This is a genomic window from Flavobacterium sp. GW821-FHT12A05 (genome assembly GCF_058807735.1).
The window spans coordinates 1-26,619 of record NZ_JBXAQY010000010.1; the positions used below are offsets into that span (position 1 = coordinate 1).

Sequence of the window (26,619 nt, forward strand, 5' to 3'; positions counted from 1 at the left end):
GCCCGCCTGCGCAGATGGTACTGCAGTATTGTGGGAGAGTATGTCGTCGCCTTTCTTTTAAGAATCCTCATCATTTATTTGATGAGGATTTTTTGTTTTATAACTGTTTTGAGAAATTAATGCTTACAATCAGAGGATTAAAAAGTTCTTTTGATCCGGATGCGTTAGGGATGGGACCTTTTGTTTTTTTCTTTAAAAAACAAAAGATTAAGCGGACAGCCCGGCCCGCCGCGGCGGGAAACGCCATAATTATTCTGGTGATTTCAGAAATATTAAAGCAGAAGTCTTTTATTTCAAAAATTATGGACTAAAAATTCTTGTATTTATTGGGTTATTCTTATTTTTTTTGAGTTAATATGATTCATTAGAATGGCGTAAATTTATTTTGATAAAAAATAACCTTTAATTTACTGCCTAATAAATGCACATAAAATACCTACTGACTTGTTTCATTTTGTTTTCAATTACATCAAATTCGCAGATTGTAGAGGAAAAAAAGAATTTTCGAGCCGCAGATTCACTGCTTAAGGAACATAGTTTTTCTGTTCACCGAGATAATTATTTTTTAACTGGCGTACCAATAAATACAGATATTACCCGAAACACTGCTGATGTAAAATACCAAATAAGTTTTAAACTCAGATTAACATCAAAACCTTGGCTTGGTGGATTTTTTCCATACTTAATGTATACACAAAAGGCTTTTTGGGATATTTATGCAAGTTCAAAACCATTTTCTGAAATTAATTTTAATCCAGGTATTGCTGTTGTTCGTCCGTTTTATTTAAAAGGAGGAAGGCTTACGTATGGGACAATCTCGCTTGAACATGAATCAAACGGCAGGGATTCTATTTATTCCAGAACTTGGAATATGATTGCTTTTTCGTTAAAATCTCAGGTTTCTCCCAGATGGACTATTGGATTGAGAGGATGGATTCCGATTGTGGATAAGGAAGATAATCCCGGACTTACTAAATATGTGGGTTATGGAGAAGCGAGCGCAACTTATCAAATTAAGCCTGGAAGATGGAGTGCTGATGTCCTTTTTAGAAAAGGAAGCGGACTTATTAATTACGGATCTTTACAAACTCAGGTTAATTGGAAACCTTATAAAAATGAAAACTACTATCTCACGCTTCAATGGTTTGTGGGGTATACGGAAAGTCTAATTGATTATCAGGAGCATAAAAGTATGGTGCGATTGGGGTTTACAATCAAACCTGAAAATATGGGGATTTTTTAAATTTTTAGGATTTATTTTTTTGCTTTTTACCAGCAGCCCAAAAAATCGAATTTCTAAGAAGTGTTGTGTAAGCTTCGTTTTCGAATAATTCAGGTGCATGTCCCATAAATATATAAATGTTTCGAGCTTTAAAATGTTCATTTGTCCAAATAACAGGATGATCACCCATTTTTATTTTTGAATCGGGAGTATAAGTAGACTCATCTACAGAAGCTAATACACGAACATTTTGGCGTGGGCTTTTATTGTAAGTATACCATTCTTCTTTTTCTACAAAAAAGCTAGAAGGAACTCCTTTCATTACAGGATGAGATTTATCTTCAACGTTTACCTGAGCTTTTGCAAAAGTGGGAATATAATTTTCAAATTGTATTCCTCCCATAAAATCAGAAAACCATTGCCACATTGGATAACCGTCGAACTCGCCTAATAAAGTTGCATGATGCAGTCCTACCCAGCTTCCTTTGCCTTCATTGATATATTTTTGGAAGGCTTTCATAGATTCTTCGCTCCAGGTATAAGGAGGATAATCCAGCTGAATAAAAACCTGGTATTGCTTTAAAAGAGTTTCGTTTATTGTTTTTGTATTTTCAATATAATCAATCGTAAAACAGCTGTCAATTGCTAATTTATTTAGCCAAGGCTTAGCTACAGTTGTAAAAGGTAAATGATGTCCGCCATTTTCGTATAGGACTAAGGCTTTGAATTTTGATTTTTTTGATGTTTGCGCAATACAACTTCCTTGAGAGAAGCTGTACGCTATTAATAAGCAGATTAGTATTTGTAATTTTTTCATTATATCAATTGATTTTTTATTTTGCTGCCATTGCCGTAATTGCTTGTAAAAACCATGCTGAATGCGGAATCCACTGTTCTGTCCAGCGCCATTCGTCATTTCCCTCTATATCCATTTTAAAATCTATACCAGATCCGTCTCCATTTCCTTCTTTACCAGTAATTCCATTTGAAATACCACCCTTCTCGGAGCCATGTCCATAATTAGAATGCATGTAAGGCACGTTATTTTGTCCAAATTGGTACATAAAGCATATGGAGTAAGGATTACATCCTAATATCCAGGATAGTTGCTGTTCTGCATACAAATTAAGAGATTTTTTTGCAGTGTCATTTTTTTGTGGATATATAATTTTTCCGCCTTCGATAGCTGCAGTGGCCAGCGATGCCAATCTTGCATTTTCGCCCTGCCACCACCAGCCGGTTTCGTTGTCATGCGGAATAAAAAAACCGTCTTTTACTTTGTTATTATACAAAAAGCTTTGTCGGGCATAACCAAACGGATTTTCAACATTATTGGTTATAGTAATATTGTAATCTAATGCTTTTTTTATCACGCTTACAGCTTTGTTTTTTTCGTTGTTATCGGTTTCCTTTTTCAAATATCTTGTTAGGGCAACAACAGGTAAACCTGCATCGGCGGCGTGCCAAAAAGGACGATTTCCGTCATTACTTCTAAACCAGCCGTTGTCTGTTATTCGGTTTTCAAGATTGTGAGCCCATTTTCTGGCTTCCTCTTTATAGAAAGTACTATCAGTGGCAATCCATAATTCAGTTGCTGCCATTAGGGCGCAATAATCGTCTATAATGTTTTCTTTTCCGTCATCATCATATTTTGTATTATTAAGTAAAAGATGTGCATAAGCTCTTTTAGCTCCGTCAAGATATTGTTTTGATGTAAAATCTCCGTTTTTATTCCATTTCGAAATTCGGGCAAGAGAAGCGATTGCCATTCCGGCTCCTTCTCTAAAAGCAGCTTGATATTCGTCTGTAGTGACACTGTTGGCTTTAAGACCTACAATTCTTCTTGCAGCAGGATCTTTATCAAAATAACTAAAAACAATCATATAGAAATAATCTTCATCAGAAAGACAACGCATTAAATAATCTGCTCCCCAGAGTGCCTCATTGTCTAATGAATCTTTTATTTTCCATTCATTTAGTTGTTTTGAAAGTGTTTCAGATGTATTAATAAGCGACCAGGTAACTAAAGGTGTCTGTTGTGGTGATACAAAATTTGCATAGGCTAAATGCGAAAGATACTTGCTGACATCACCAGAAGCATCACACCATCCGCCATGTACATCTACTCTTTTTGTACTGCTAAATAAGAGCATGTTTTTATCCGCATTAAGTTCTTCGGGAGTATTTGCTCTTTGTTTGTTGTAATAATGAACAATTGAAGAAATAGTACGTTTGGCTAATATATTTTCTTCAATCGCAAAATTGGGTGAACTGTATGTTACGCCGTCGATGCTTACAGTAATTTTAAAATTTCCATTTTTTTGAAAGGAAGAAAAATCAGCTCTATAGAATAATTGTCCAAGTTTCCATTCGTCGACACTTTGCGATTTTCCAACAGCTTCTGTAAATACTATTTTACCAGAGGCAATTTCAACAATATTAAAAGATGTTTTTGACTCTAAATTATGTTCAACTCCAATTACTGCAATTTTGGGACTTTTTGTATCAAAGCCAATTTGATTTACATAAATAATGGGTTTACTATAAGAAGCAAAAGAAAGAAATAATGTGATTATGAAACAGACTGATTGTGTACAGAATTTTAGCATAGTTTAATTTTTCTATTGAATTGATTATAATTTTTTCTAACTGGCAAATTACGAAAAAGTAAAATTTTCTTGTTTCTTTATTTCTCTTTGAAAAATAGATGTTTGATGAGCTTTTAAACTCTGTATTACCAGCAGGAATTAGCTTTTTTAGCTGTAAAAAGAGAAGAAGCTGATGTGTATTTGATGTGCTTTTTATAATTAAACAAACTACGATAACTTAAAATATTAGCAAAAACAGCGATGATTTAAAGGATTATCTTTTTGAGAGAAGTTTAGAATTAGGATTTTGTATTTAAAGGAGATTAAAACTTAAAATGTCTTTTTAATTGTAAGAAATTGTTTCTTAGGGTTTTAATAATTTTTATTAAATTTGTTGTAAGAATTTCTAGCAATATCTCTTATGGAAAAATTAAAACGCCCGGTTTATCTTAAAGCGGGTACTGATGATTTTTTTAAAAAGTTACGCACAGAAGTGAACGAAACTGTTTTGCAAAACTCATCATTGTACCTTTTAAATGTTGTAAAATCTTTAGGTCTTTTGGTTCTGTTTTTTTTGTTTTATGGCTGTATCTTATTGTTTGGAAACAGCACCCCATTATTATTTCTCTTTTATATTTTATGTGGTTTTACCATGATTGTACTTTTTATAAATGCATTTCATGACGCCGCGCATGGGGCCTTATTTAAAAAAGCAAAACATAACGAATGGTTCTTGTATGTTTTAGAGCTCTTTGGCAGCAATCATTGGCTCTGGATGCGCCGCCACATTAATCTTCATCACGCTTATCCTAATGTTCCTGATTGGGATATTGATATAAAACAAAGCGACATTATTCGTATTTTTCCAAATAGTCCTTTGTTTGAGTATCATAAATACCAGCATATTTATATGTGGTTAATTTATCCGCTTTACAGTTTAAATTGGATTTATATCCGCGATTTTAAAGATTTTTTTGGAACAAGAAATAACTACGTAAAAAAAGTCGTAGAAAAAATTCCGACTAAACAGATTTTTATATTGTTTGCGGCAAAAATTATCAATCTGTTTTATTTACTTTTTATTCCGATGTTTCTTTTAAAACAACCTTGGTATTTAGTTTTGGGAGCTTGGTTTGCTATGCATTTATTTGGAAGTGTTTTGGGTGTAATAGCCCTTGTTTCGACACATGTCGATGAAGATGCTCATTTTCCCGGAACTGATGAAGAAGGAAATTTGTCGGCTACCTGGGCTATGCATCAAATGATTGTAACAAAAGATTTTAGCACCAATAGCAAACTGGCTAATTTTTTATATGGAGGTTTTACACATCATGTCGCGCATCATCTTTTTCCGGGAGTTGGACATACCTATTATCCTTACATTACGCCTATTATAATGCGTTATGCTGAAGAATATGATCTTCCATATACTTCGTATCCTTTTTATCATGCCGTGCGTTCGCATTTTAGAATGTTGAAAAATAAAGGTGTCAAAGAGAATATTTTTGTGACTGGTGAAATCTAAAAAGTATTACTTCGGTTGTTTTTATTTATATTTACTGTTTACAAATAAACTCTTCCGAATGAAAAAAAACAGCAATCTATATTTTAAGGCACTTGTATTTCTTGGATTTTTTTCGGGTATTTTTTCGGCTTTTGCCCAAAATGAATCTTATGCAGAACCTGTAGAAAATAAAATTGAAGATACCGTATTTGTAAACCTAAAAGATTACAGCAAAGATTTTGTGTATGATATGAAGTATGCAACAGATGATAATTTCTTAAAAGCTAAAGTTTATGATTGTGCCGAATGTTTTCTGCGATACAAAACTGTTAAGGCTTTAATTGCGGCAAATCATGATTTTATAAAAAAAGGATTTAAAATCAAGCTTTATGATTGTTACAGACCTTTGTCGATTCAGCAAAAGATGTGGGAGATAGTATCGAATCCAAAATATGTGGCAGATCCAAAAAAAGGCTCCATCCATAATAGAGGAGGAGCCGTAGATATTTCGTTAGTTGATGTTAACGGAAAAGAAGTTGAAATGGGAACTGCTTTTGACTTTTTTGGTCCGGAAGCCGGTCACAATTATACTAAGTTTTCTAAAGAAGTTTTAGCAAACCGAAAATTCTTAAAAAAAATAATGATACAAAACGGTTTCAATTCATTTGATTCTGAATGGTGGCATTATAACTTAAAAGCGGGTTTAAAAGATAATGTTTCTAATCAGAAATGGAATTGTAATTAAATTATTCAACACACCTAATATTCTGCATTAAATAATTGCTGGGCTGAAAAGTTTTTCCGTTCAATTCAGAAACCAATTCGTTTTTAACGATATAATCTTCAATATTGGTTAAGTATTTAATTCGCATAATAGATACGGGAGATTTTTTAAGCTCTTCGTAATTATCTTTCATAAACATAAAAATTCCTGTGTTTACACGATTATCAAAACCTTTATCATCTCGAATTAAAGTACCGCATCTTTCGCTGTCAATATGAATTAAAGTAACAATTTTACCATTTTCAAGCTGAAGAAATACTTTTGAATTTTTATCAAAACAATTTGCCTTAATAAAATCTTTACTTTTTTGAATCAGCTGTAAGTTTAAGGTTGGCAAACCATCTGTCTGCGCAAGCGAAAAGAAAATATAACTAAAGGTGCCGCCAAAGTTTTTCTCGTTAATTAAATACTCATTTGTTACTTTATAAGTTCCAATAGAGTCAGTTACGTTGGCGCTGTATTCGCAGGGTTTTTGGGCAAATGCGGTAAAGGTTAATAAAAAAAGAGTTAGTGTAATTAGTTGTTTCATTTTTAGTTTATTTTTCTGCAAATTAAGACTATTTTATTATCATTTTTATCAGTTGTAAAAAAACAATATTTATTTCCTCCATTTTTTATTTTCCACTTTTTTCGAATATTTTCTACTGTTTCAGGAAAATTACGGGTTGTAACATTTGCCTGCTGATTTAAAAGTGCTGTTTTCATCTCATTTTTGTTGTATGAAATTACTTTTTCGATCTCAAAGCTTCTGCCTGGAAAATCTATTAAATCTTCTGAAGTATATAAATGGGAGTGTTTATGCAGTTTGTTTACTTTAAAAAAGGAACTTACTTCATCAAATCCGCCTGATTTCATGATGGCAGAATTGGGTTCGTAAAGATATTTTTGAGGAAGATGATACGATGGAAATTCAGTTTCATCGCCTAGAATAAATTCAAACGTCTCAATTTTATCCTTTAGGATATTGGCTGTTTTTAAAGTTATTGAACCAGAATAGTTTTTATGAATTTCAAAAAGCAATTCTTTAACTTCATTTTCGAGCGCTATAATATGTATGTTTTTTACGTATTTCAATTCAGATAAACCTGCCGAAATATCCAGTAAAGGAGCCGTTTTAATTAAAATGGAATTCGTTTTTTCGAAATAAAGATCCAGCGATTCCGGTACATTAGGAAGACAGTCCTTCAGCATAAAAACCTTTCCTTTTGCATCGTTTCTTCTGGAAGGATCAATATAAATCCAATCCCATTTAAGATTTACATCATTTAAAACATTTGCAGAATCAGCAGCATAAAAACTGCAGTTTTCGACTTGTAATTGTTTAAAGTTGTGTTTTACAATTGCCGAAAGTGCTTCGTTTATTTCGCAATGCGTAACAGACTTGAAGTTTTTAGCAAAATAATAATCATCAACACCAAAACCTCCAGTAAGATCAATTAAGTTTTCTCCTTCTATTAAAGAAGCTTTGTAAGCTGCCGTTTTTTCAGAAGAAGTCTGCTCAACCGAAATTTTACTTGGATAAATAATATTTTCGGTCGAAAACCAGGTTGGTAATTTGTCTTTAGCCTTTGCTTTGGCTTCAATTTGATTTAAAATTAAAATCCAGTCGACATCAGGAAATGGATTTTTTTGAAGTGCCAGTTTAGTAATTGATTCACTGCTATTCAGCGTAATAAATTCTTGAATATCCTGGCGCAAAATAGAAGTGTTCAATGCTAAATTCTTTCGGTTAAAACAGATATGATTTTATTATCAGGAAAAAATTCTTTTAAAATTACTTTTATCATGGTGAAAAGCGGGACAGCGATAATCATACCCACAATTCCAAAAGTAATACCACTTATTAAAGTGATAAGAAATATTTCCAGCGGATGCGAATTTACACTTTTTGATGAAATTATAGGCTGGCTGATATTATTATCAATTGCCTGAACTAATAAAAAACCAATAACAACATAGATCGTTGTTGGAAGAATTTCGGATCTAAAATCTTGTCCAATTAAACTAATCATAGTTAAAAGAGCCGCTAAAATAGTTCCAATAATGGGCCCTATGTATGGGATAATATTTAAAACGGCACATAAAAAGGCGATTACAAAAGCATTTTTATTTCCGAAAATGACTAAAACAATAAGATAAAGAATAAAAACAACTGTTAATTGAAGTAAAAGCCCAATAAAATATCGAGTCAGTAAATGGTTTATTTTTGTGATTGAATTTAAAATTTTGTCTTCGTTTGTATCCGGAAGAATTTTTCTGGCTGTAGATTTAAAATTATCCTGATCTTTAATAAAGAAAAAAGTAATAAAAAACACCGAAACTAACCCCATTCCCATATTGGCCATAAAGTTCAAAATCGAATTTATAAAGCCCGTAAAATAGCTGAAATCCAGCATTGAAGTAACTTTAGAATCTTTCAGCATTTTGTTTAAATCAACATGCTGAATGTTAAAATAAGTTTCAATACTGCGTTCTGTTTCTATAAATTGTGCCTGCAGCTGATTCGTATCAAGCAGTGATAAATTATTTGCCTGAGATATTATTAAAGGAACAAACAAAAAGATAAAACCAGTAAGCATTAAAACAAAAACTACTATTGTGGTGGTTGCTGCAAACGAATTGCTGAATTTTAATTTTTGTTTTAAAAATAAAACCAACGGGTTGGAGATTAAGCACAATAGTAAAGAGATACACAGGTAAACAATTACGGTTTGTATTTCATATAAAAAGTATAAAACGATACCAATTACTAAGATTGTTGCTAATGCTCGTAAGATTCCGTTAGAAATAGTTTTTGAAGTTACCATATTTAAATTTTAGATTATAAATATAGGAAAAAGCTTTTATAATTCTAATGTTTGGGTCGTTCTAAAATAATTAGCAAAAAAAAAGCGAGATGATTTCATCTCGCCTTTAATTGGATTTTTTTATTAAGGTTGTGCAAAAGAATTTCTTGCTCCACCGCTTGCAAAGATTGCCGAAATTCTATTTTTCTGACCTGTTGAGAACATGTACATTGCATTGTCATCAACATAATCCATGTAGTTCATTGTCATCTCTACAGGAGTACCAGAACAAGTACTATAGTGAGGATAAGCAGGAACTCCATAATTTGCATCGTTGTGAGTTGGAGTGTCAGCAACTAAATCGCTTCCACAAGTTGCATCTCCCCAAATGTGGCGTAAGTTCATCCAGTGACCCACTTCGTGAGTTGCAGTTCTACCTAAGTTAAATGGTGCATTTGCAGCTCCAGATAAACCAAAGTATTTTGGATCAATTACAACACCATCTGTAGACGATGCTCCTCCAGGAAATTGTGCATATCCTAAAATTCCGCCACCAATAGTACAAGACCACATATTAAGTTTTGTTGTTGGCGAAGTAGGTGCAATACCTCCTTGAGCTGTTTTTTTCATGGCGTCGTTTGTACCCCATGAGGTTTTTGTTGTTGATTTTCTAATAATTTGGTCTAAAACGAATGTAATTCCAATATTCGCTTTTACACCAGAAAATAATGCAGGAACACTGTTGTAGTCACTGTTCAAAGCATTAAAATCTTTGTTTAATACATCAATTTGAGTTTGAATTTGTGCAGCCGAGATGTTTTCTGCAGTCGTTCTATACAGAACGTTTACTACAACAGGAATCTCGATTTTACCGTTTACTAAACGGCCACTCAGGATTTTTTCATTTGTAATTGCCTCAATTTCATTCATTCTAAGAGCCAATGATGGATCGGCTTTTAATTGGGCTTCTAAAACATCCTGTGTTGCACAAGCACGACGGCTTGCCACTGCTGCTTCTGCGTTTGCAGATTCAGATGACTCATTTTGACATGAAAACAGCACTAATGCTGTAATTGCGGTAATAATAACTTTTTTCATAAAATCTTGGGGTTTTTGTTATAAAAAATTAGTTTTGGTTAACCAGGTCGCAATTTTATAACAAAATCATTTTGTAGCCAAATTTTTATATGAATTTATTTGTGAGAATTTTACAATCCCTTATATAGTCTAGTTCTTACAAAAATGTTAAAATTATTTTTAAGATGTTTTTTCTTACTTATTGTTTTTTAAACGTGTTTTAACGTTATTATTTGCTTTTTATCGAAGTTTTAAATGTTTCTGTTAAAAAAAGGCTCAGAAATCGGTTCAAGTTTTAGTTAATTGTTTGGTAAATTTTAACAAAAAAATCAGAAAGAAGTAAGCTCATACAAAGCAATACTTGCAGCTTGTACAACATTCATGCTTGAATTTTTGCCAAACATATTGATGTGAACAATTTGATTGGATATTTTTAAAAGTTCGTCAGAGATTCCGTTAATCTCACTTCCAATCAAAAGTGCTATTTTTTTATTTGAAGGAATAACAACTTCTTTCAGCGTTTTGCTGTTACTTGCAATTTCTAATGCAATGATTTCGAAGTTATTGTTTTGAAGGTATTCAGTTAATTCAGCCGTCTCCTCGATGATTTGATGTGCTACGTGAAGATGTGTACTGCGAGAAGTTTTGTTGATTTTTCTTGGCGTAAGCGGAATATCTTTACCTAAAAATATAATATTTTCTACGCCAAAAGCCTCAGAAATTCTAAAAAGTGAACCAATATTCTGCTGAAAATAAATATGATCGCAAACTAAAGTGATCGGAAATGTTTTTCTCTCAAATTGGTTTTCTTCGTGAGTAAGCTGCACTTTTTTAAAATTTAGTTGGTAAAAATATAGTTGATGATATTCGCGCCCATTTTTAAAGCTTTGTCACGAACATTTGCAGGATCATTATGTACTTCTGGATCTTCCCAGCCGTCGCCTAAGTCGCATTCGTAAGTATATAATAAAACTAATTTGCTATCTACGAAAATTCCAAAAGCCTGCGGACGAGTTCCGTCATGTTCATGAATTTTAGGTAATCCGTTTGGGAAAGGAAATGGTTTTTGAAAAATAGGGTGACTCGCCGGAATTTCAACTAAATTATTATTCGGGAATATTTTTTTAATTTCTTTTCGAATGTATTGATCCATTCCGTAATTATCATCAATATGAAGAAAACCGCCTCCGTTTAGATAATTTCTAAGATTCGCAACATCAGAATCGCTAAAAACCACATTTCCGTGTCCCGTCATGTGCACAAAAGGATACGAAAGCAAGTCTGGATTACTTGGTTCAACTGTCGATGGTTTTGCTTTTATTCGGGTATTGATAGTCGAATTACAAAAACGAATTAAATTAGGCAGCGATGTTGGATTTGCATACCAATCGCCTCCGCCGCTATATTTTAGCAAAGCAATTTCTTGCGAAAATGAAGAGATTGAAAAAAGCAAAAGCAAGTAAAATATTTTTTTCATGTAACTTTTAATTATTGGTCTGTGATTGCTTCGTTCCTCGCAATGACAAAGCGCTCAGATTATATTAAACTTCATTAAAAAAAACAACGCTGTGACAAGCTACAACTGCTGCAGTTTCTGTACGCAAACGTGTATTTCCTAACGTAACCGGCTGATATTTATTTTCGATAGCCAATGCAATTTCTTTTTCTGAGAAATCTCCTTCGGGGCCAATTAATAAAGTTACGTTTTCGTTTGGTTTTAAAGTTTCTTTCAAGGATTTTTTATCTGTTTCCTCGCAATGTGCTATAAAAAGCAAGCCTTCGTTTTTTTGTTTCATGAAATCTTTAAACGAAACAGCATCATTCAGTTTTGGGAAATAAGTTTCATTAGATTGCTTCATTGCCGAAAGAATGATTTTTTCAAAACGGTCTAAATTAATCACTTTTCTTTCAGAACGATCACATATAATAGGCGTAATTTCCTGAATGCCAATTTCTGTTGCTTTTTCCAGAAACCATTCAAAACGATCATTCATTTTGGTTGGCGCTACTGCTAAATGCAGACGAAATTTTGGCTCCGGAGATTTTTGTATAGATCGAACACTTACAATACATTTAGTATCAGATGCTAATGTAATTTCGGTTTCAAATAATAAACCTAAACCATTTGTAACATGCAGAATATCTGAATCTTTTTTGCGAAGAACTTTTATAATGTGTTTGCTTTCTTCTTTATCAAAAGAAAAACTTTCGGTTGTTTCGTCTATATCAGGATTGTAAAATAACTGCATAATTAAAATTGAATTCGTGCTTTTGAAACAACTGCCGAAGTTTCGAAACGTTTTGATAAATATTTTTGATAGCCGACAATTCCAATCATTGCAGCATTATCTGTCGTGTATTCAAACTTCGGAACAAAAGTTTTCCAGCCGTATTTGCCTTCACTTTCTTTCAATCGGGTTCTAATTCCTGAATTTGCCGAAACTCCTCCGCCAATAGCGATTTGTTTAATTCCGGTTTCTTTTACAGCCAGTTTCAGTTTATCCATTAAAATTTCGATAATCGTATATTGAATAGAAGCACAAATATCGTTTAGGTTTTCTTCGATAAAATTTGGATTCTCTTGTTTATTCTTCTGAATAAAATATAGAATTGCGGTTTTTAATCCGGAGAAACTAAAATCCAATCCCGGAACTTTTGGTTTTGTAAACGTAAAAGCCTTCGGATTTCCTTCTTTTGCATATTTATCGATCAAAGGACCGCCTGGATAAGGAAGTCCAAGAATTTTTGCACTCTTATCAAAAGCTTCTCCAACGGCATCATCAGTAGTTTCACCAATGATTTCCATATCAAAAAAACCGTTTACTTTTACAATTTGTGTATGTCCGCCGCTAATGGTTAAAGCCAAAAAAGGAAATTCGGGTTTGTCAAATCCCTCTTCATCAATAAAATGCGCTAAAATATGCGCATGCATGTGGTTTACAGCTATTAACGGAATATTTAATGCTAAGGATAACGATTTACTGAAAGAACTTCCAACCAATAGAGATCCCATTAAGCCAGGACCTTGTGTAAAGGCAATGGCAGTTAATTGTTCTTTTTGTACATTTGCTTTACGAAGTGCTGCATCGATTACGGGAACGATGTTTTGCTGATGGGCTCTTGAAGCTAATTCTGGAACAACACCGCCGTATTGATTGTGAATTAACTGGTTGGCCACAACATTTGAGAGTACTTTGTCGTTATGTAAAACCGCGGCGGCAGTATCATCGCATGAACTTTCGATGGCAAGAATAAAAACCTCTGAATTTTGCATATAAAGGCACGAATTTTGAATTATATTTGACAAATCAAATAATGAATTTCTTTGATTGAAGTAAAAGCCAAAATTAAAGAATTTTTATCAAAACAGCCGTCCTTTGTCTGTTCAAAATAAATTTATACAAAAACAAAAATAAAAGCAGTTATCAAAAGAGTTAAGAAAATAGTATCCAGAACCCTGATTGGCTTAATTTTACTTTTGCTGATACTTGCTATCACCTTGTCTCTTCCTGTAGTACAAACAAAAATTGCAAAGTACATTACCGAAACGCTAAATACGGACTTTAAAACCAATATTAGTATTGATAAAGCGGCTATAAATATTTTTGGCGGCGTAAAACTTAAAAAAGTCCTGATTTTAGACCATCACAAAAAGACTTTAATCTATTCTGATATTATAAATACCGATATTTTAAGTATCAAAAGATTAATAGACGGCGATTTAATTTTTGGCGATATTCGTTTAACGGGTTTGATTTTTAATCTTAAAACCTATAAAAACGAAAACGAAAACAATATTAATAAGTTTATTAAATTGTTTGAAACCGGAAAGAAAACACCAAAATCAGATAAACATTTTCTTCTAACAGCACGAAACGCTTACATCTCTAACGGAAATTTTTCGGTTGTAGATGAAAATAAAAATACGCCTGTATTTTTAGATTTTAAAAAGCTGAATGCTTACATCAGCGATTTTAAATTGTACGGACCGGATGTAAATACCATAATCCATCGATTTTCATTTTTAGATCATCGTGGTTTGTATGTTTCGAACTTTGCCGGGAAATTCAGTTATACCAAAAAACAGATTAAAGTCGAAAATTTGGCCATAAAAACCAAGAGATCCTGGATTTATGGAAAAGCGATTTTAAATTATAAAATAGAAGATTTCTTAGATTTTACAGATAAAGTTCAGTTTAATGTAGCCTTAGATTCGTCTTCTATCGCTTCAAATGATATTCGCTTTTTTTATGACGGATTGGGGAAAAACCAGCATTTTAAAGTTAGAACGAAAATAAAAGGAACTTTAAATAATTTGAACTTAAACCATCTGAGGCTAAGTGATGCAAACGGTTCGAAAATTTTTGGAACAATCAATTTTAAAAATCTTGTAGGTTCAAAAGAACAAAAGTTTTCTATGGACGGAAAGTTTGATAAACTGCTTTCCAGCTACGATAATCTGGTTGTTATACTTCCAGGCGTTTTAGGTAAAAAACTTCCAAAGGAACTAAAAAGAATTGGAAAGTTTAATATTATAGGAAAAGCAAAAGTCTCGGTTACAGAATTAGAAACCAATTTTAAAATAGCAACTGATTTAGGAAACGGAAAAGTCGATCTTCATATGAATAGTATGGATTTTATCGATAAGGCTTCTTATTCAGGAAATATTGTGTTGGATAATTTTAATATTGGTGCTTTACTCGGCCGAAAAGACCTTGGAAAAACCACCTTAAATTTAGATGTAGACGGAGTTGGTTTTACCGAGAAATATTTAAATACCATTATAAAAGGTGATATTGCCAAACTGGACTATAATAAATACAGTTACAGCAATATTGTGGTGAATGGTAATTTTAAGCTTCCTTATTATAAAGGACAGATTTCTGTAAACGATCCAAATTTAAATTTGACATTTGATGGTTTGGTCGATTTGAGCAAAAGAGAAAGCCGTTACGATTTTCATATCAATATTGAAAATTCAGATTTACGAAAACTGAAATTTATCAACGATTCAATCTCTCATTTTAAAGGAGACGCTGTTGTTCAGGTTACCGGAAATTCTATCGAAAATCTTCAGGGAGAAATTTTTATTAAAGATGCCGCTTATCAAAATCCAAAAGAAACATATGTTTTTGACGATGTTACGATAAGTTCCAATTTTGATGCGGATAAACTTCGAACGATAACCATTAATTCATCTGATATTGTTGAAGGGAAAATTGTGGGGAAATTCCAATTTGGACAATTAGATAAATTGGTTATGAATTCTGTTGGAAGTTTGTATACCAATTACAAACCTTATAAAGTTAAAAAAGGACAGTTTTTGCGTTTCAATTTTCATGTATATAATAAGGTAGTCGAAATGCTGTATCCGGAAATGAAAATTGATTCGAGTACAGTTGTCCGCGGAAAAATAGATTCTGACTTGCAGGAATTTAAATTCGGATTCAGATCGAAGCAAATCAGCGCAGCCAAAAATACATTTGATAATATCCGAATCAGCGTTGATAATAAAAATCCGCTTTATAATGCCTTTGTCGAATTAGACAGTATTAAAACGCCGTATTATAAAATCCGCGATTTTAACTTAATCAATGTAACTTCAAAAGATACTTTGTTTGTACGTTCAGAGTTTAAAGGAGGCGATAAAGGGCAGGATTATTTCAATCTCGATTTGTTTCATACTATTGATAAAAACAAAAACAATATCGTTGGTATAAAGAAATCCGAAATGAAATTTAAGGATTATCTATGGTATTTGAATGAAGATGCCTCAAAAGACAATCAGATTGTTTTCGATCAGTTCTTTAAAAACTTTTCGATTGATAACATTGTTTTATCGCATGAAAATCAAAAAATTGATTTAAACGGAGTCATTAAGGGTAAAGATTATAAAGATCTAGTCCTCAATTTTGAAGATGTAGATATAAATAAAATTACACCGCTGACATCCAAGTTTGTCTTTAATGGTAATTTAAACGGAAAGATAAATTATAAACAGAATAAAGATGTTTATCAGCCCACGGCGACTATTGTTATCGATCATCTTAACTTGAATAAAGTCGATCTCGGAACTTTAAATTTTGATATTTCGGGAGATGAAAGCTTTAGAAAATTCACAATGAATTCGTCGATTGTAAATGGTTTTGCCGAATCGTTTAAGGCAGAAGGAACTTTTGCGATCGAAAACAAAGAGACAATCTTAGATTTACGTTTAAAGCTAGATGGATTTAATCTGGCAACGTTAGGAACCGTTGGCGGCGATGTTTTATCGAATGTTAGAGGTTCTGTTTCCGGAAATGCTGCTGTGGTAGGTAATTTGAAAAAACCGGAAATAAACGGTCGATTGTATGTAGAAAAAGCCGGAATGACAATTCCGTATCTGAATACAGATTATGAATTAAGCGACAGAACGGTAATCGATTTAACCGATGAAAAGTTCTTGTTTAGAAATAATCAGCTGACTGATACTAAGTTTAAAACAAAAGGTTTACTGAACGGAACAATCGAACATCATAATTTTGGAGATTGGAAACTGGATTTAACCATAACTTCTAAACGATTACTGGCGCTGGATACAAAAGACAGCGAAGATGCAGCTTATTTTGGAACAGCATTTATAAACGGAACGGCAAGTATAAAAGGGCCAACCGAAAATTTATTTATAAAAGTTGATGCCAAATCTGAAAAAGGAACTGAAGTTAAAATTCCAATTAATAACGTACAAAGTGTCGGCGAAAGCAGCTGGATTCATTTTGTAACACCAAAAGAAAAATACAATCTGGCCAATGGTATTATAGAAAAAACGAGAAATTATAACGGTCTTGAGTTAGAATTTGATTTTGATATTACGCCAGATGCAGAGGTTGAAGTTATCTTAGATAGGAATTCCGGTCATGGTATGAAAGGAAAAGGATATGGATCGTTATTGTTTAAAATCAATACGCTTGGTAAATTTAATATGTGGGGAGATTTCCAGGCATACGAGGGAACCTATAACTTTAAGTACGGAGGTTTAATTGATAAAAAATTCTCGGTTAAAAAAGGAGGATCTATTATTTGGGAAGGAAACCCGATGAAAGCTCAATTGAATCTGGAAGCTGTTTATAAAACATCAGCAAATCCGGCTGTATTATTAGATAACACTTCTTCATTCAATAAAAAAGTACCTGTAGAAGTTGTTATTGGTTTAAGAGGAGATTTAACAAGCCCGGAACCCAATTTTGATATTCAGTTTCCATCTGTAAGCAATGTTTTAAAATCAGAGATACAATATAAGTTAGACGATAAAGATATTCGCCAGACACAAGCACTTTATTTATTGTCTACTGGTTCGTTCATGAGTACAGACGGGTTCAGTCAGGGTGATTTATCAGGAACATTAACCGAAACAGCTTCTAGTTTATTAGGCGGCATTATTAAGTCTGATAATGATAAAGTAAATATCGACTTAAATTATATTTCTGCAGATAGAAGAATAGGGCAGGAAGCCGATGGACAATTCGTGGCCAATATTTCATCGCAGATTAATGAAAGAATTACCATAAACGGAAAAGTAGGAGTTCCGGTAGGAGGAGTAAATGAATCGGCCATTGTGGGTGATATTGAAATTCTGTATCGTATGAACGACGACGGATCGATGAACCTTCGATTGTTTAATAAAGAAAATGACATTAATTATATAGGACAAGGAATTGGTTATACTCAAGGTGTGGGTATTTCTTATGAAGTCGATTTTGATACTTTCAGCGAACTGGTAAATAAGTTGTTTAAGAACCATAAACTCGAAAGAGCGATAAAAAATTCTGATGATTACCAGGATTCTAATTTAAATCCGGATTTTGTCAATTTCAAATCTAAAAAAGAGACTGATAAAGAGAAGAAGAAACCTGAAAAACAAGAAGAGAAAAAACCGAAGCCTCAAAACAATAATGAAGGCCTGATTCCGGATAACGACGATTTTTGATAAATTGTGTTAAAAAGACTATAAAAAAACCATTCGCAGCAACGAATGGTTTTTTTATGCTTAAATTTAGTGCCTTTTGATGAGTTTGGGCTAAAACGCTAAATCTAAGATTTTTATAACACTTCATTTAGGTATTGTTAATTTTAAAGAATTAATTAAAAAACAGGGTATTTATTATTTTAAATGAAATTTTTGGTATCAAAAAACTTATTAACGAAAACGTTTGAATTTAACATATTTTATTAATTTATGATAAACATCACCGGAAAAGTGGCGGATGTTTGCTAAATTTACAACTTTAATACTTAAATAATGTCAAAAACAATAAAAAAAGTAGGTGTTCTAACCTCAGGAGGAGACTCACCAGGAATGAATGCTGCAATACGATCAGTTGTTCGAACATGTGCTTATCATAATATAGAATGCATAGGAATTTATAGAGGGTATCAAGGAATGATCGAAGGTGATTTTAAAGAAATGGGCCCTCGAAGCGTTAATAATATTGTAAACAAAGGAGGAACGATCTTAAAATCGGCTCGTTCTGTTGAGTTTAGAACACCGGAAGGTAGAAAAAAAGCACACGAAAACCTTTTAAAAGCCGGAGTTGATGCTTTGGTAGTAATTGGTGGAGACGGAAGTTTTACCGGAGGTTTAATCTTCAATTCTGAATATGGTTTTCCTGTAATGGGAATTCCGGGGACAATCGACAATGATATTTTTGGCACAAGTTTTACTTTAGGTTATGATACTGCTTTAAATACTGTTGTAGACTGTATTGATAAAATTAGAGATACTGCAAGTTCACACAACCGTTTATTCTTCGTAGAGGTTATGGGTAGAGATGCAGGTCATATTGCTCTTAATGCCGGTATTGGTGCCGGTGCCGAAGAAATTCTTATTCCTGAAGAAGATTTAGGTTTAGAGCGTCTTTTAGATTCACTTCAAAAAAGTAAAGCATCAGGAAAATCTTCAAGTATAGTTGTTATTGCAGAAGGAGATAAAATTGGTAAAAATGTATTCGAATTAAAAGACTACGTTGAGGCAAATCTTCCAGAGTACGATGTAAGAGTTTCTGTTTTAGGACACATGCAGCGTGGTGGTTCTCCGTCTTGTTTTGACCGTGTTTTGGCAAGCCGTTTAGGTGTTAAAGCAGTAGAATCTTTAATCGAAGGAAAATCTAACTATATGGTTGGACTTCGTGAAGATAAAGTAATCTTAACACCATTGGAACAGGCGATCAAAGGAAAATCAGAAATTGATAGAGAATTATTGAGAGTGTCAGACATCATGTCTACATAATTATATAAGATAAAAGTTTAAAAGAGAAGAAGTTTATTGTGAGGAAATTAGACTTTGAATTAGTATAATAAAAACAAAAGCAAAAATTTAGTAAAATGTCAAAAGTAAAATTAGGAATAAACGGATTTGGACGTATCGGAAGAATCGTTTTTAGAGAGTCTTTCAATAGAGATAATGTAGAAGTAGTAGCGATCAACGATTTATTAGATGTAGATCACTTAGCTTACTTATTAAAATATGATTCAGTTCACGGTCGTTTCAACGGAACTGTAGAAGTTAAAGAAGGAAAACTTTATGTAAACGGAAGAAACATCCGTATCACTGCAGAAAGAAATCCAGCTGACTTAAAATGGAATGAAGTTGATGTTGATGTTGTTGCAGAATGTACTGGTATCTTCACAACTATCGAAACTGCAAGCGAACACTTAAAAGGTGGTGCTAAGAAAGTTATTATTTCTGCTCCATCTGCTGATGCTCCAATGTTTGTAATGGGAGTAAACCACGAAACTGCAAAAGCTTCTGACTTAGTTGTTTCTAACGCTTCTTGTACTACAAACTGTTTAGCTCCTTTAGCTAAAGTAATTCACGATAATTTCGAAATTGTTGAAGGTTTAATGACAACTGTTCACGCAACTACTTCAACTCAAATGACTGCTGACGGACCTTCTAGAAAAGACTGGAGAGGTGGACGTGCTGCTGCAATTAATATCATTCCTTCTTCAACAGGTGCTGCAAAAGCGGTTGGTAAAGTTATCCCTTCTTTGAATGGAAAATTAACTGGAATGTCTTTCCGTGTACCTACTGCTGACGTTTCTGTAGTAGATTTAACTGTAAAAGTTGCTAAAGAAACTACTTACGAAGAAATCTTAGCGGTATTGAAAAAAGCTTCAGAAAACGAAATGAAAGGTATCTTAGGATATACTGAAGATGCAGTGGTTTCTCAGGATTTCATCTCTGATAAAAGAACTTCTATCATCGATGCTGGTGCAGGAATTGGTTTAAATTCAACTTTCTTCAAATTAGTATCTTGGTATGATAATGAGTACGGATATTCAAGCAAATTGATTGATTTATCTGTTCATATCGCAGGTTTAAAATAATATTATATATTTTTGCAAAATCCCGTTATCACCAAATAACGGGATTTTCTTATCTTGTTATGTCTTTAATTAATGTAAAAAAAATACACGTATTGAGGAAAAACTAATCCAAAAACTAAAATAAAATGAAATTAATAGTTGATAGTGGATCTACTAAAGCCGATTGGATTGCAATTGATGATAATGGAAAAGTATTATTCACCACACAAACATTAGGATTAAATCCTGAAATTCTTGACGGACCAGAAATCGTTACCAGATTAAATGACCGTTTTGATATTTTACAAAATAAAAAAAATGCAACACATTTGTTCTTTTACGGAGCAGGTTGTGGAACAGACAGAATGAAAGAAACTCTTAAACAAGTCTTTCAAGAGTATTTTTCAAACGCTATTGTTGATGTTCAGGAAGATACTTATGCGGCTGTTTATGCTACAACTCCAAAAGGAGAACAAGCAATTGTATCTATCTTAGGAACGGGTTCTAACTGCAGTTTTTTTGATGGAAAAGTATTGCACCAAAAAGTTCAGTCATTAGGTTACATTGTAATGGATGATTGCAGCGGAAATGTTTTTGGAAAAGAATTAATTAGAAAATATTATTTTAATAAAATGCCTAAAGAATTGGCTGTTGAACTTGAAAAAGAATACAACGTTGATCCTGATTTTATTAAAAACAAACTATATAAAGAGCCAAATCCAAATGCTTACCTGGCAACTTTTGCAAAGTTTTTAATTAAACATAAAGACACGGAATTCTGCAGAAAAATTATTTTCAAAGGAATGAAATCTTTCGTTAAAAACTACATTAAACAGTTTGATAACTGTAAAGAAGTTCCAGTACATTTTGTAGGCTCTATTGCATTTTATTTGAAAGATGAATTGCAGGAAACTTTCGATAAATACGAGCTTAAATTAGGAAATGTATTAAGAAGACCTATCGATGGTTTAATTGCTTACCACGTTGCTAATCAATAATTAAATTTATGGAAATAGCTATAATAGCGCATGACGGAAAGAAAGCCGATATGGTTCAGTTTTTAAATAAAAACAAAACCTTACTTCTTTCAGAAAAAATTAAACTTATCGCAACAGGAACTACCGGAAGTAAAGCTGTAAATGCTGGTTTTAAAGTACGTAGAATGCTTTCCGGGCCTATGGGAGGTGATGCTCAAATTGCTGCAAGGGTAGCCGAAGGGAAAACGCAATTGGTTTTCTTTTTTAAAGACCCGCTGGCAAGTCATGCTCATGAAGTCGATATTAATATGTTAATTCGTGTTTGCGATGTTCATAATGTGCCTTTAGCGACAAATGAAGCCTCGGCACAATTACTGCTAAACGCAGTCGCTTTGCAATTATAGAAAAATTTTCTTTTTGATATAAAACAAGAAACCGCTGTATAAGATACTGCGGTTTTTTTATGCAATAAATTTAAATTTTAGTTTTAAATCAGTTTATTTTGAATTTTTTATTGTAAAGTCTTGATTTTGATGAATTTAATGTGAGAATTATCTTTTTTTATTTAAATTTGGTACTAATTTTATTATAAATTCATGAAAAAAATCATTGAAATAGCGATTATAGCTCATGATAATAAAAAAGCCGATATGGTTCAGTTTTTAATTAAAAACAGAATTATTTTGGAAAATGAGAGATTGAAACTTGTTGCGACTGGTTTGTTGGGCAGGAGTGCGGAGAATTCAGGCTTTAAAGTAGTAAAATTATTGCCGTGTTCTATGGGAGGTGATGCTCAGATAGCAGCGAGAGTAGCAGAAAGTAAAATTAAGGTGGTACTCTTTTTTAAAGATCCGCTTGCGAGTCATGCACATGGAGTTGACATCAGTATGCTGGTTCGAATTTGTGATGTACATAATGTGCCGCTGGCAACCAATGAAGCAACGGCACAATTATTAGTTAATGCTATTTCACAGCAATTATAGAGATTTCTACATTTACATTTTTTGGAAGACATGCTACTTGTACCGTTTCGCGGGCTGGAGCTGTTTTTTCGTCAAAATAAGAACCATAAATTGTATTTATTGCACCAAAGTTATTCATGTCCATAATGAAAATTGTAGCTTTTACAACATTTTCAAAAGTCATATCTGCTGCTTCTAAAATAGCTGCAACATTCTCCATAACCTGAGTAGTTTCGTCATTGATATTATCCGTTATAAGCTCGCCAGAAGCCGGGTTAATAGCAATCTGCCCTGAAGCATAAAGCGTGTTGCCTGATAATACTGCCTGATTATAAGGACCAATAGGAGCTGGAGCCTTTTCTGTAAAGATTATTTTTTTCATAATAAATTATTTAAGTCGATGAATTATCGAGTTGAAGTGCTTCGTTTGTTCCATTTAATGTCACTTAACATACCGGATTTAATTCCAATGAAGAAGTTCCAGTTTGAATTTGTTCCCATTGGCTGCCAGTTAAATGCCATTCTCCAGCTTAACAAATCTCTCTCAAAACGGAATTGAGTAAAAGTAACTCCTTTTTGTACAAAATCGTAACCCGTAGAAATCCCGCCTTTCCATTTTGGTGTAATATCTGTATTAACCGAAATCATCAGGGAGTTACCGCTTATTTTGTTTTCTCTGTTTACGTTGGTATAAGTCAGTGAGTATGCCATCGTCATATCCCACGGTATTTTTGAACTAAAAAATTCAGTAATTACATTCTCTCCATCGTCTTTTTCGTTTGCAAACTGACTGTTTCGAGGATCGTTCAAGTCGGTATTTGTTCCAAACAAATCATCATTACGTCCACCGTTTCGCTGACTTTGGCTGTTTTTTTCTTTTCCGCTTCCTTTATTCGAAAAAGAATAATTCATAGTAAGATTGGCACTTGTCATTCTAAACAAACTTCCACCATTATCTATGTTATAAACGTTCATTACATGTCCGGCATTATCGATAGCATAAGGATTTAAAACAGCTCCAAAATTGACATTCATTTTATTGTCAAAAAACTGCGTTCCACCGCTTACTACAACCGGCTGCCATGCTAAAGTTTCTTTTCCGTTTGCATTGAAGTTATAACTTGTGCTGAAATTTAAATTGTTCAGCAGCATTATTTTTTTAGGTTCTGTTTTAGTACTGTCACTGTCTCTTACCTTAGCTTCAAAAGTATTGCTTAATGAGAAACCTACAATATTAGAATTTTCTCTGCCAGGAGCGCCGTAAATACCATTTTCGAACCTTGTGTACTCATCTGTAGAAATTCTTCCTGCAGCATCAACGGTATAATGATCGTAATATCTGTCGAAACTTGGTGTATAAGCATAAGTTATACTTGGTCTCATGACGTGACGAATAGATTGAATCTTTTTATCGGCTCCAAAATTAAATGTACCGTAAATTGTAGTTCCTAAGTTCGTGCTGAAATTATAAGTTCTATAAGAATCAAAACCATTTACAGGAGTAGTTGCTACGTCGCCTTTGCTTGGGTCATAATTTTTAGTAACCGTTTTGGTAACCCAAGTTTCCTGATAGTTTGTTGATGCCCCGGCACTGAAATATTTAAATATTTTAAAATTCGTACTGATAGGAATACTGTGCTGCATACCAACTTGTGCGTCTCTAAACATTTGAGGTTTAAAGAATAATGAATCGGTTGTCTTAAAGTTGTTTTTACCCGTTACGTTATATTGTAAGTTGATGTTTTTAAAGAAACCTTTTTTAACTCCGTCTTTACCAACAAAAGGGTATACACGATCAATACTTCCCTGGAAATTAGGAAGCGTCATTAAAATTTCCTCTGTTTGCGTATTTTGCTGATGCGTTGCAGAAAGCGATATACGCGATCCCGGAATCGTATTGAAAGTCTTATTGTATGAAATAGAAGAACTTAATGTGTTATTTAAATTAGAACCAATATTGGCCTGATTAATCGATCGCTTAAAGTATTTACTACTACCCATGTTCACAGACGCAGAGAATGTCGAATTTGGATTCGATTTTGTGTCTTTAGAGTGCGACCACTGAATGTTGTAAATATTTTGTTTGGAGTAATCCGGATAACCTCTTTCGCTGTTTATCAGGTTTTCAAAACGAACGTTGATATTTCCCCGATATTTGTACCGCGTAGCATAAGCAGATTCAAACCGCATGGCGTAACTCCCATTGGTATAATAATCTCCCAAAACAGTCAAATCGTAATTATCGCTTAATGCAAAATAATATCCTCCATTTTGTAATGAGAATCCTCTTGTGTTTGAATCATTATAACTAGGAATAATAATTCCTGAAACACTTTTTTCTTTGCTCAATGGGAAAAATCCATAAGGAAGTGCAAGCGGAGTAGGAACATCGGCAATTACCATTTGAGTTAAACCTGCCACAATCTTTTTTCCGGGTACAAATTTAATTCTGCTGGTTTGAAAGTAGTATTCAGGATTGTCAATATCCTCAGCAGTTGTAATACGTGCGCCTTTTAAAAAGTAAACAGAGTCGTTTTCTTTTTTAGTTACCGAAGCTTTAATATTTAATTCTCCTTGTTTTGTTCTTGAATTGTAAATTAAAGCCTTTTTCGTTTTAAAGTTAAAACGAATAGAATCGGGTTGTACTTCGTTTGAGCCTTGTTTAAAATTTGGATACTGAACTAAAACGCCGGCAGAATCTTTAATTCGTCCTGCGTAAACTTCATCTTTATCAAGATTTAAAATAATAATACCAGATTTCAGCTCTACATCTTTATAATATAACTCAGCTTCATTATATAAAGTAAGCGTTTTGTTTTTCTTATCGTATTTTGCGTAATCTTTAGCTTTGTATTTTGTTGGAGCGTCGAGAAAAGCCTTTTTTGGTTTAATACTGTCAACTTTTATTGTATCAACAGTAACTGCAGGAGTAACAGGAGTTCCGGCAGCAGAAGCGGTTGGCTTAACTGATGGCTTATCTGTTTGTTTTACAGTAGGTAAAGATTTTTTTTTAGGTTTTATCTCTTGCGAATATGATTTACCACATCCTATAGTCAGGAAAAATGATATTAAAACGATATTAAATAAGTTTGTATGCAAAGGTTTAAATACTATTTTTGTAAAATTATGGCTTGTTTTTTGACACGTCAAACTTACATATAATTTTTTGGCAAAAATAATCAATTGTAAAAATTATAACAGCCGCATTTATTAAAATTAACTTTTGAATTCTATGAATAGATTACATAAAATTAAAGTAATAACTACTTTTTTTCTAACAATATTGTCCTTTTGTGCTTATAGTCAATCAAATGTTTTTAAAGTAACACTTGATGCCGGGCACGGAGACCATGATTTTGGTGCAGTATACAGCGGCCGGATTGAAAAAAATATTGCTTTGGCTATTGTATTAAAGGTTGGAAAAATTCTAGAAAGCAGCCCAAATGTTAATGTAATTTATACTCGTAAAACGGATGTTTTTATCGATTTGGTCGAAAGAGCCAATATTGCCAATAGAGCAAATTCGAATATTTTTGTGTCTATACACTGTAATGCAAATAAAAATACAGCTGCAGATGGTACTGAAACGTATGTAATGGGTTTAAGTAAAGTAGCATCGAATCTTGAAGCGGCGAAAAAAGAGAACTCGGTAATTACTTTAGAGAAAGATTATAAGCGTAAGTACGAAGGTTTTGATCCAAATTCGCCGGAATCAATGATTGGAATGACATTAATGCAGGAAGAATACTTAGATAACAGTATTTCGCTTGCCAGTAAAATTGAAGATAACTTTGAGAAACTTGGAAAAAAAATCAGACAAGGCGGTGTAAAGCAAGCGCCATTTATGGTGCTGCATAAAGCTTACATGCCAAGAGTTTTAGTAGAAACAGGTTTTATTTCTAATCCAACCGAAGGGAATATTTTAAATTCAGAAGAAGGACAAGATGATGTTGCAAAAGCAATCGCAGAAGCAATTTTAAGTTATAAAAGAGAATATTTTGGTTCTGGAACTTCAGAAGCGATAGAAGCTAAGCCGGTAAAAGATACTTCGACTCCAAAAAAAGTTGTAACAACGCCAAGTCCAAGCGCTCCAAAAGGGACATTCTTTAAAGTTCAATTAATAGCAAGTATTAAAAAAACACCTTTGGAACCTAAAAATTTTAAAGGTTTGAAAAATGTAACTATGATATACGAAAACAATATTTATAAATATTTCTATCAGGAAACACCTAATTATGAAACTGCCAAAAAATATCTCGAAGAGGCTAAAGATAAAGGATATGGCGCTTCCTTTTTAGTTGCAACAAAAGACGGAGAAAAGATCAGTATTCAGGACGCGATCAAATAATCGTCACAAGTTCGAATATTTATATTA

The 26,619-nt window shown here is 33.1% G+C and carries 23 protein-coding genes; 11 read left to right on the forward strand and 12 right to left on the reverse strand.

Annotation, left to right across the window (positions count from 1 at the left end):
* Both AC1RRQ_RS20940 and AC1RRQ_RS20945 read left to right on the forward strand, forming a co-directional pair.
* On the forward strand, positions 1-311 hold a 311-nt coding region (locus tag AC1RRQ_RS20940), incomplete at its 5' end, for a hypothetical protein (RefSeq protein ID WP_493024911.1).
* A gap of 110 nt (positions 312-421) precedes the next feature.
* Positions 422-1,243: a phospholipase A gene (locus tag AC1RRQ_RS20945; protein ID WP_493024912.1), complete on the forward strand. Its 822-nt coding sequence runs from the start codon at positions 422-424 to the stop codon at positions 1,241-1,243.
* Positions 1,244-1,247: 4 nt separating this feature from the next.
* Here the strand turns inward: AC1RRQ_RS20945 and AC1RRQ_RS20950 are convergent, their stop codons facing one another.
* Complete coding sequence (locus tag AC1RRQ_RS20950) at positions 1,248-2,039, reverse strand: ThuA domain-containing protein (RefSeq protein WP_493024913.1); 792 nt, start codon at positions 2,037-2,039, stop codon at positions 1,248-1,250.
* 16 nt (positions 2,040-2,055) lie between these two features.
* Positions 2,056-3,831, reverse strand: a complete 1,776-nt coding sequence (locus AC1RRQ_RS20955) for a glycoside hydrolase family 9 protein (RefSeq protein ID WP_493024914.1) — start codon at positions 3,829-3,831, stop codon at positions 2,056-2,058.
* Between the two features lie 400 nt (positions 3,832-4,231).
* Here AC1RRQ_RS20955 and AC1RRQ_RS20960 point away from each other — a divergent pair, with 400 nt between their 5' ends.
* Entirely contained in the window at positions 4,232-5,335 is a 1,104-nt protein-coding gene (locus tag AC1RRQ_RS20960) for a fatty acid desaturase family protein (RefSeq protein WP_493024915.1), read from the forward strand.
* 58 nt (positions 5,336-5,393) lie between these two features.
* Complete coding sequence (locus AC1RRQ_RS20965) at positions 5,394-6,059, forward strand: M15 family metallopeptidase (protein ID WP_493024916.1); 666 nt, start codon at positions 5,394-5,396, stop codon at positions 6,057-6,059.
* 1 nt (position 6,060) lies between these two features.
* Here AC1RRQ_RS20965 and AC1RRQ_RS20970 read toward each other — a convergent pair whose 3' ends face one another.
* The 8 genes from AC1RRQ_RS20970 to tsaD form a co-directional block, all read right to left on the reverse strand.
* The gene (locus tag AC1RRQ_RS20970; protein WP_493024917.1) at positions 6,061-6,627 is read right to left on the reverse strand and encodes a hypothetical protein; all 567 of its coding nucleotides are present in this window, start codon (positions 6,625-6,627) and stop codon (positions 6,061-6,063) included.
* 2 nt (positions 6,628-6,629) lie between these two features.
* The gene (locus AC1RRQ_RS20975) at positions 6,630-7,811 is read right to left on the reverse strand and encodes a THUMP-like domain-containing protein (RefSeq protein ID WP_493024918.1); all 1,182 of its coding nucleotides are present in this window, start codon (positions 7,809-7,811) and stop codon (positions 6,630-6,632) included.
* Positions 7,812-7,813: 2 nt separating this feature from the next.
* A complete protein-coding gene (locus AC1RRQ_RS20980) occupies positions 7,814-8,905 on the reverse strand; it encodes an AI-2E family transporter (RefSeq protein WP_493024919.1) in 1,092 nt (363 codons plus the stop codon).
* A gap of 123 nt (positions 8,906-9,028) precedes the next feature.
* Positions 9,029-9,982, reverse strand: coding sequence for a zinc metalloprotease (locus tag AC1RRQ_RS20985; RefSeq protein WP_493024920.1), 954 nt, complete (start codon positions 9,980-9,982; stop codon positions 9,029-9,031).
* A 308-nt stretch (positions 9,983-10,290) separates the two neighbouring features.
* Positions 10,291-10,788, reverse strand: a complete 498-nt coding sequence (locus AC1RRQ_RS20990) for a TrmH family RNA methyltransferase (protein ID WP_493024921.1) — start codon at positions 10,786-10,788, stop codon at positions 10,291-10,293.
* Positions 10,789-10,799: 11 nt separating this feature from the next.
* Positions 10,800-11,438 (reverse strand): DUF4159 domain-containing protein, encoded by a 639-nt coding sequence (locus AC1RRQ_RS20995; protein WP_493024922.1) that lies wholly within the window; start codon positions 11,436-11,438, stop codon positions 10,800-10,802.
* A 64-nt stretch (positions 11,439-11,502) separates the two neighbouring features.
* Positions 11,503-12,210, reverse strand: coding sequence for a 16S rRNA (uracil(1498)-N(3))-methyltransferase (locus AC1RRQ_RS21000; RefSeq protein ID WP_493024923.1), 708 nt, complete (start codon positions 12,208-12,210; stop codon positions 11,503-11,505).
* 2 nt (positions 12,211-12,212) lie between these two features.
* Positions 12,213-13,235, reverse strand: coding sequence for a tRNA (adenosine(37)-N6)-threonylcarbamoyltransferase complex transferase subunit TsaD (tsaD, locus tag AC1RRQ_RS21005; protein WP_493024924.1), 1,023 nt, complete (start codon positions 13,233-13,235; stop codon positions 12,213-12,215).
* A 204-nt stretch (positions 13,236-13,439) separates the two neighbouring features.
* Here tsaD and AC1RRQ_RS21010 point away from each other — a divergent pair, with 204 nt between their 5' ends.
* The 6 genes from AC1RRQ_RS21010 to AC1RRQ_RS21035 all read left to right on the forward strand — a co-directional run bounded on the left by AC1RRQ_RS21010 (position 13,440) and on the right by AC1RRQ_RS21035 (position 22,265).
* On the forward strand, positions 13,440-17,927 hold the full coding sequence (locus AC1RRQ_RS21010) for a translocation/assembly module TamB domain-containing protein (RefSeq protein WP_493024925.1): 4,488 nt from the start codon (positions 13,440-13,442) through the stop codon (positions 17,925-17,927).
* A gap of 312 nt (positions 17,928-18,239) precedes the next feature.
* The gene (gene pfkA / locus AC1RRQ_RS21015) at positions 18,240-19,226 is read left to right on the forward strand and encodes a 6-phosphofructokinase (RefSeq protein WP_493024926.1); all 987 of its coding nucleotides are present in this window, start codon (positions 18,240-18,242) and stop codon (positions 19,224-19,226) included.
* A 95-nt stretch (positions 19,227-19,321) separates the two neighbouring features.
* Positions 19,322-20,326, forward strand: a complete 1,005-nt coding sequence (gene gap / locus AC1RRQ_RS21020) for a type I glyceraldehyde-3-phosphate dehydrogenase (protein ID WP_071638773.1) — start codon at positions 19,322-19,324, stop codon at positions 20,324-20,326.
* A gap of 125 nt (positions 20,327-20,451) precedes the next feature.
* The gene (locus AC1RRQ_RS21025) at positions 20,452-21,303 is read left to right on the forward strand and encodes an N-acetylglucosamine kinase (protein WP_493024927.1); all 852 of its coding nucleotides are present in this window, start codon (positions 20,452-20,454) and stop codon (positions 21,301-21,303) included.
* An 8-nt stretch (positions 21,304-21,311) separates the two neighbouring features.
* Complete coding sequence (locus AC1RRQ_RS21030; RefSeq protein ID WP_493024928.1) at positions 21,312-21,686, forward strand: methylglyoxal synthase; 375 nt, start codon at positions 21,312-21,314, stop codon at positions 21,684-21,686.
* Between the two features lie 204 nt (positions 21,687-21,890).
* Positions 21,891-22,265: a methylglyoxal synthase gene (locus tag AC1RRQ_RS21035; RefSeq protein ID WP_493025060.1), complete on the forward strand. Its 375-nt coding sequence runs from the start codon at positions 21,891-21,893 to the stop codon at positions 22,263-22,265.
* Here the strand turns inward: AC1RRQ_RS21035 and AC1RRQ_RS21040 are convergent.
* Positions 22,246-22,626 (reverse strand): Rid family detoxifying hydrolase, encoded by a 381-nt coding sequence (locus AC1RRQ_RS21040; protein ID WP_493024929.1) that lies wholly within the window; start codon positions 22,624-22,626, stop codon positions 22,246-22,248. The genes AC1RRQ_RS21035 and AC1RRQ_RS21040 overlap by 20 nt on opposite strands.
* Positions 22,627-22,649: 23 nt before the next feature.
* Entirely contained in the window at positions 22,650-25,427 is a 2,778-nt protein-coding gene (locus AC1RRQ_RS21045; RefSeq protein ID WP_493024930.1) for a putative LPS assembly protein LptD, read from the reverse strand.
* Positions 25,428-25,476: 49 nt separating this feature from the next.
* On the opposite strand from AC1RRQ_RS21045, the gene AC1RRQ_RS21050 reads away from it, so the two are divergent.
* A complete protein-coding gene (locus AC1RRQ_RS21050; RefSeq protein WP_493024931.1) occupies positions 25,477-26,592 on the forward strand; it encodes an N-acetylmuramoyl-L-alanine amidase family protein in 1,116 nt (371 codons plus the stop codon).
* Positions 26,593-26,619 lie beyond the last annotated feature (27 nt).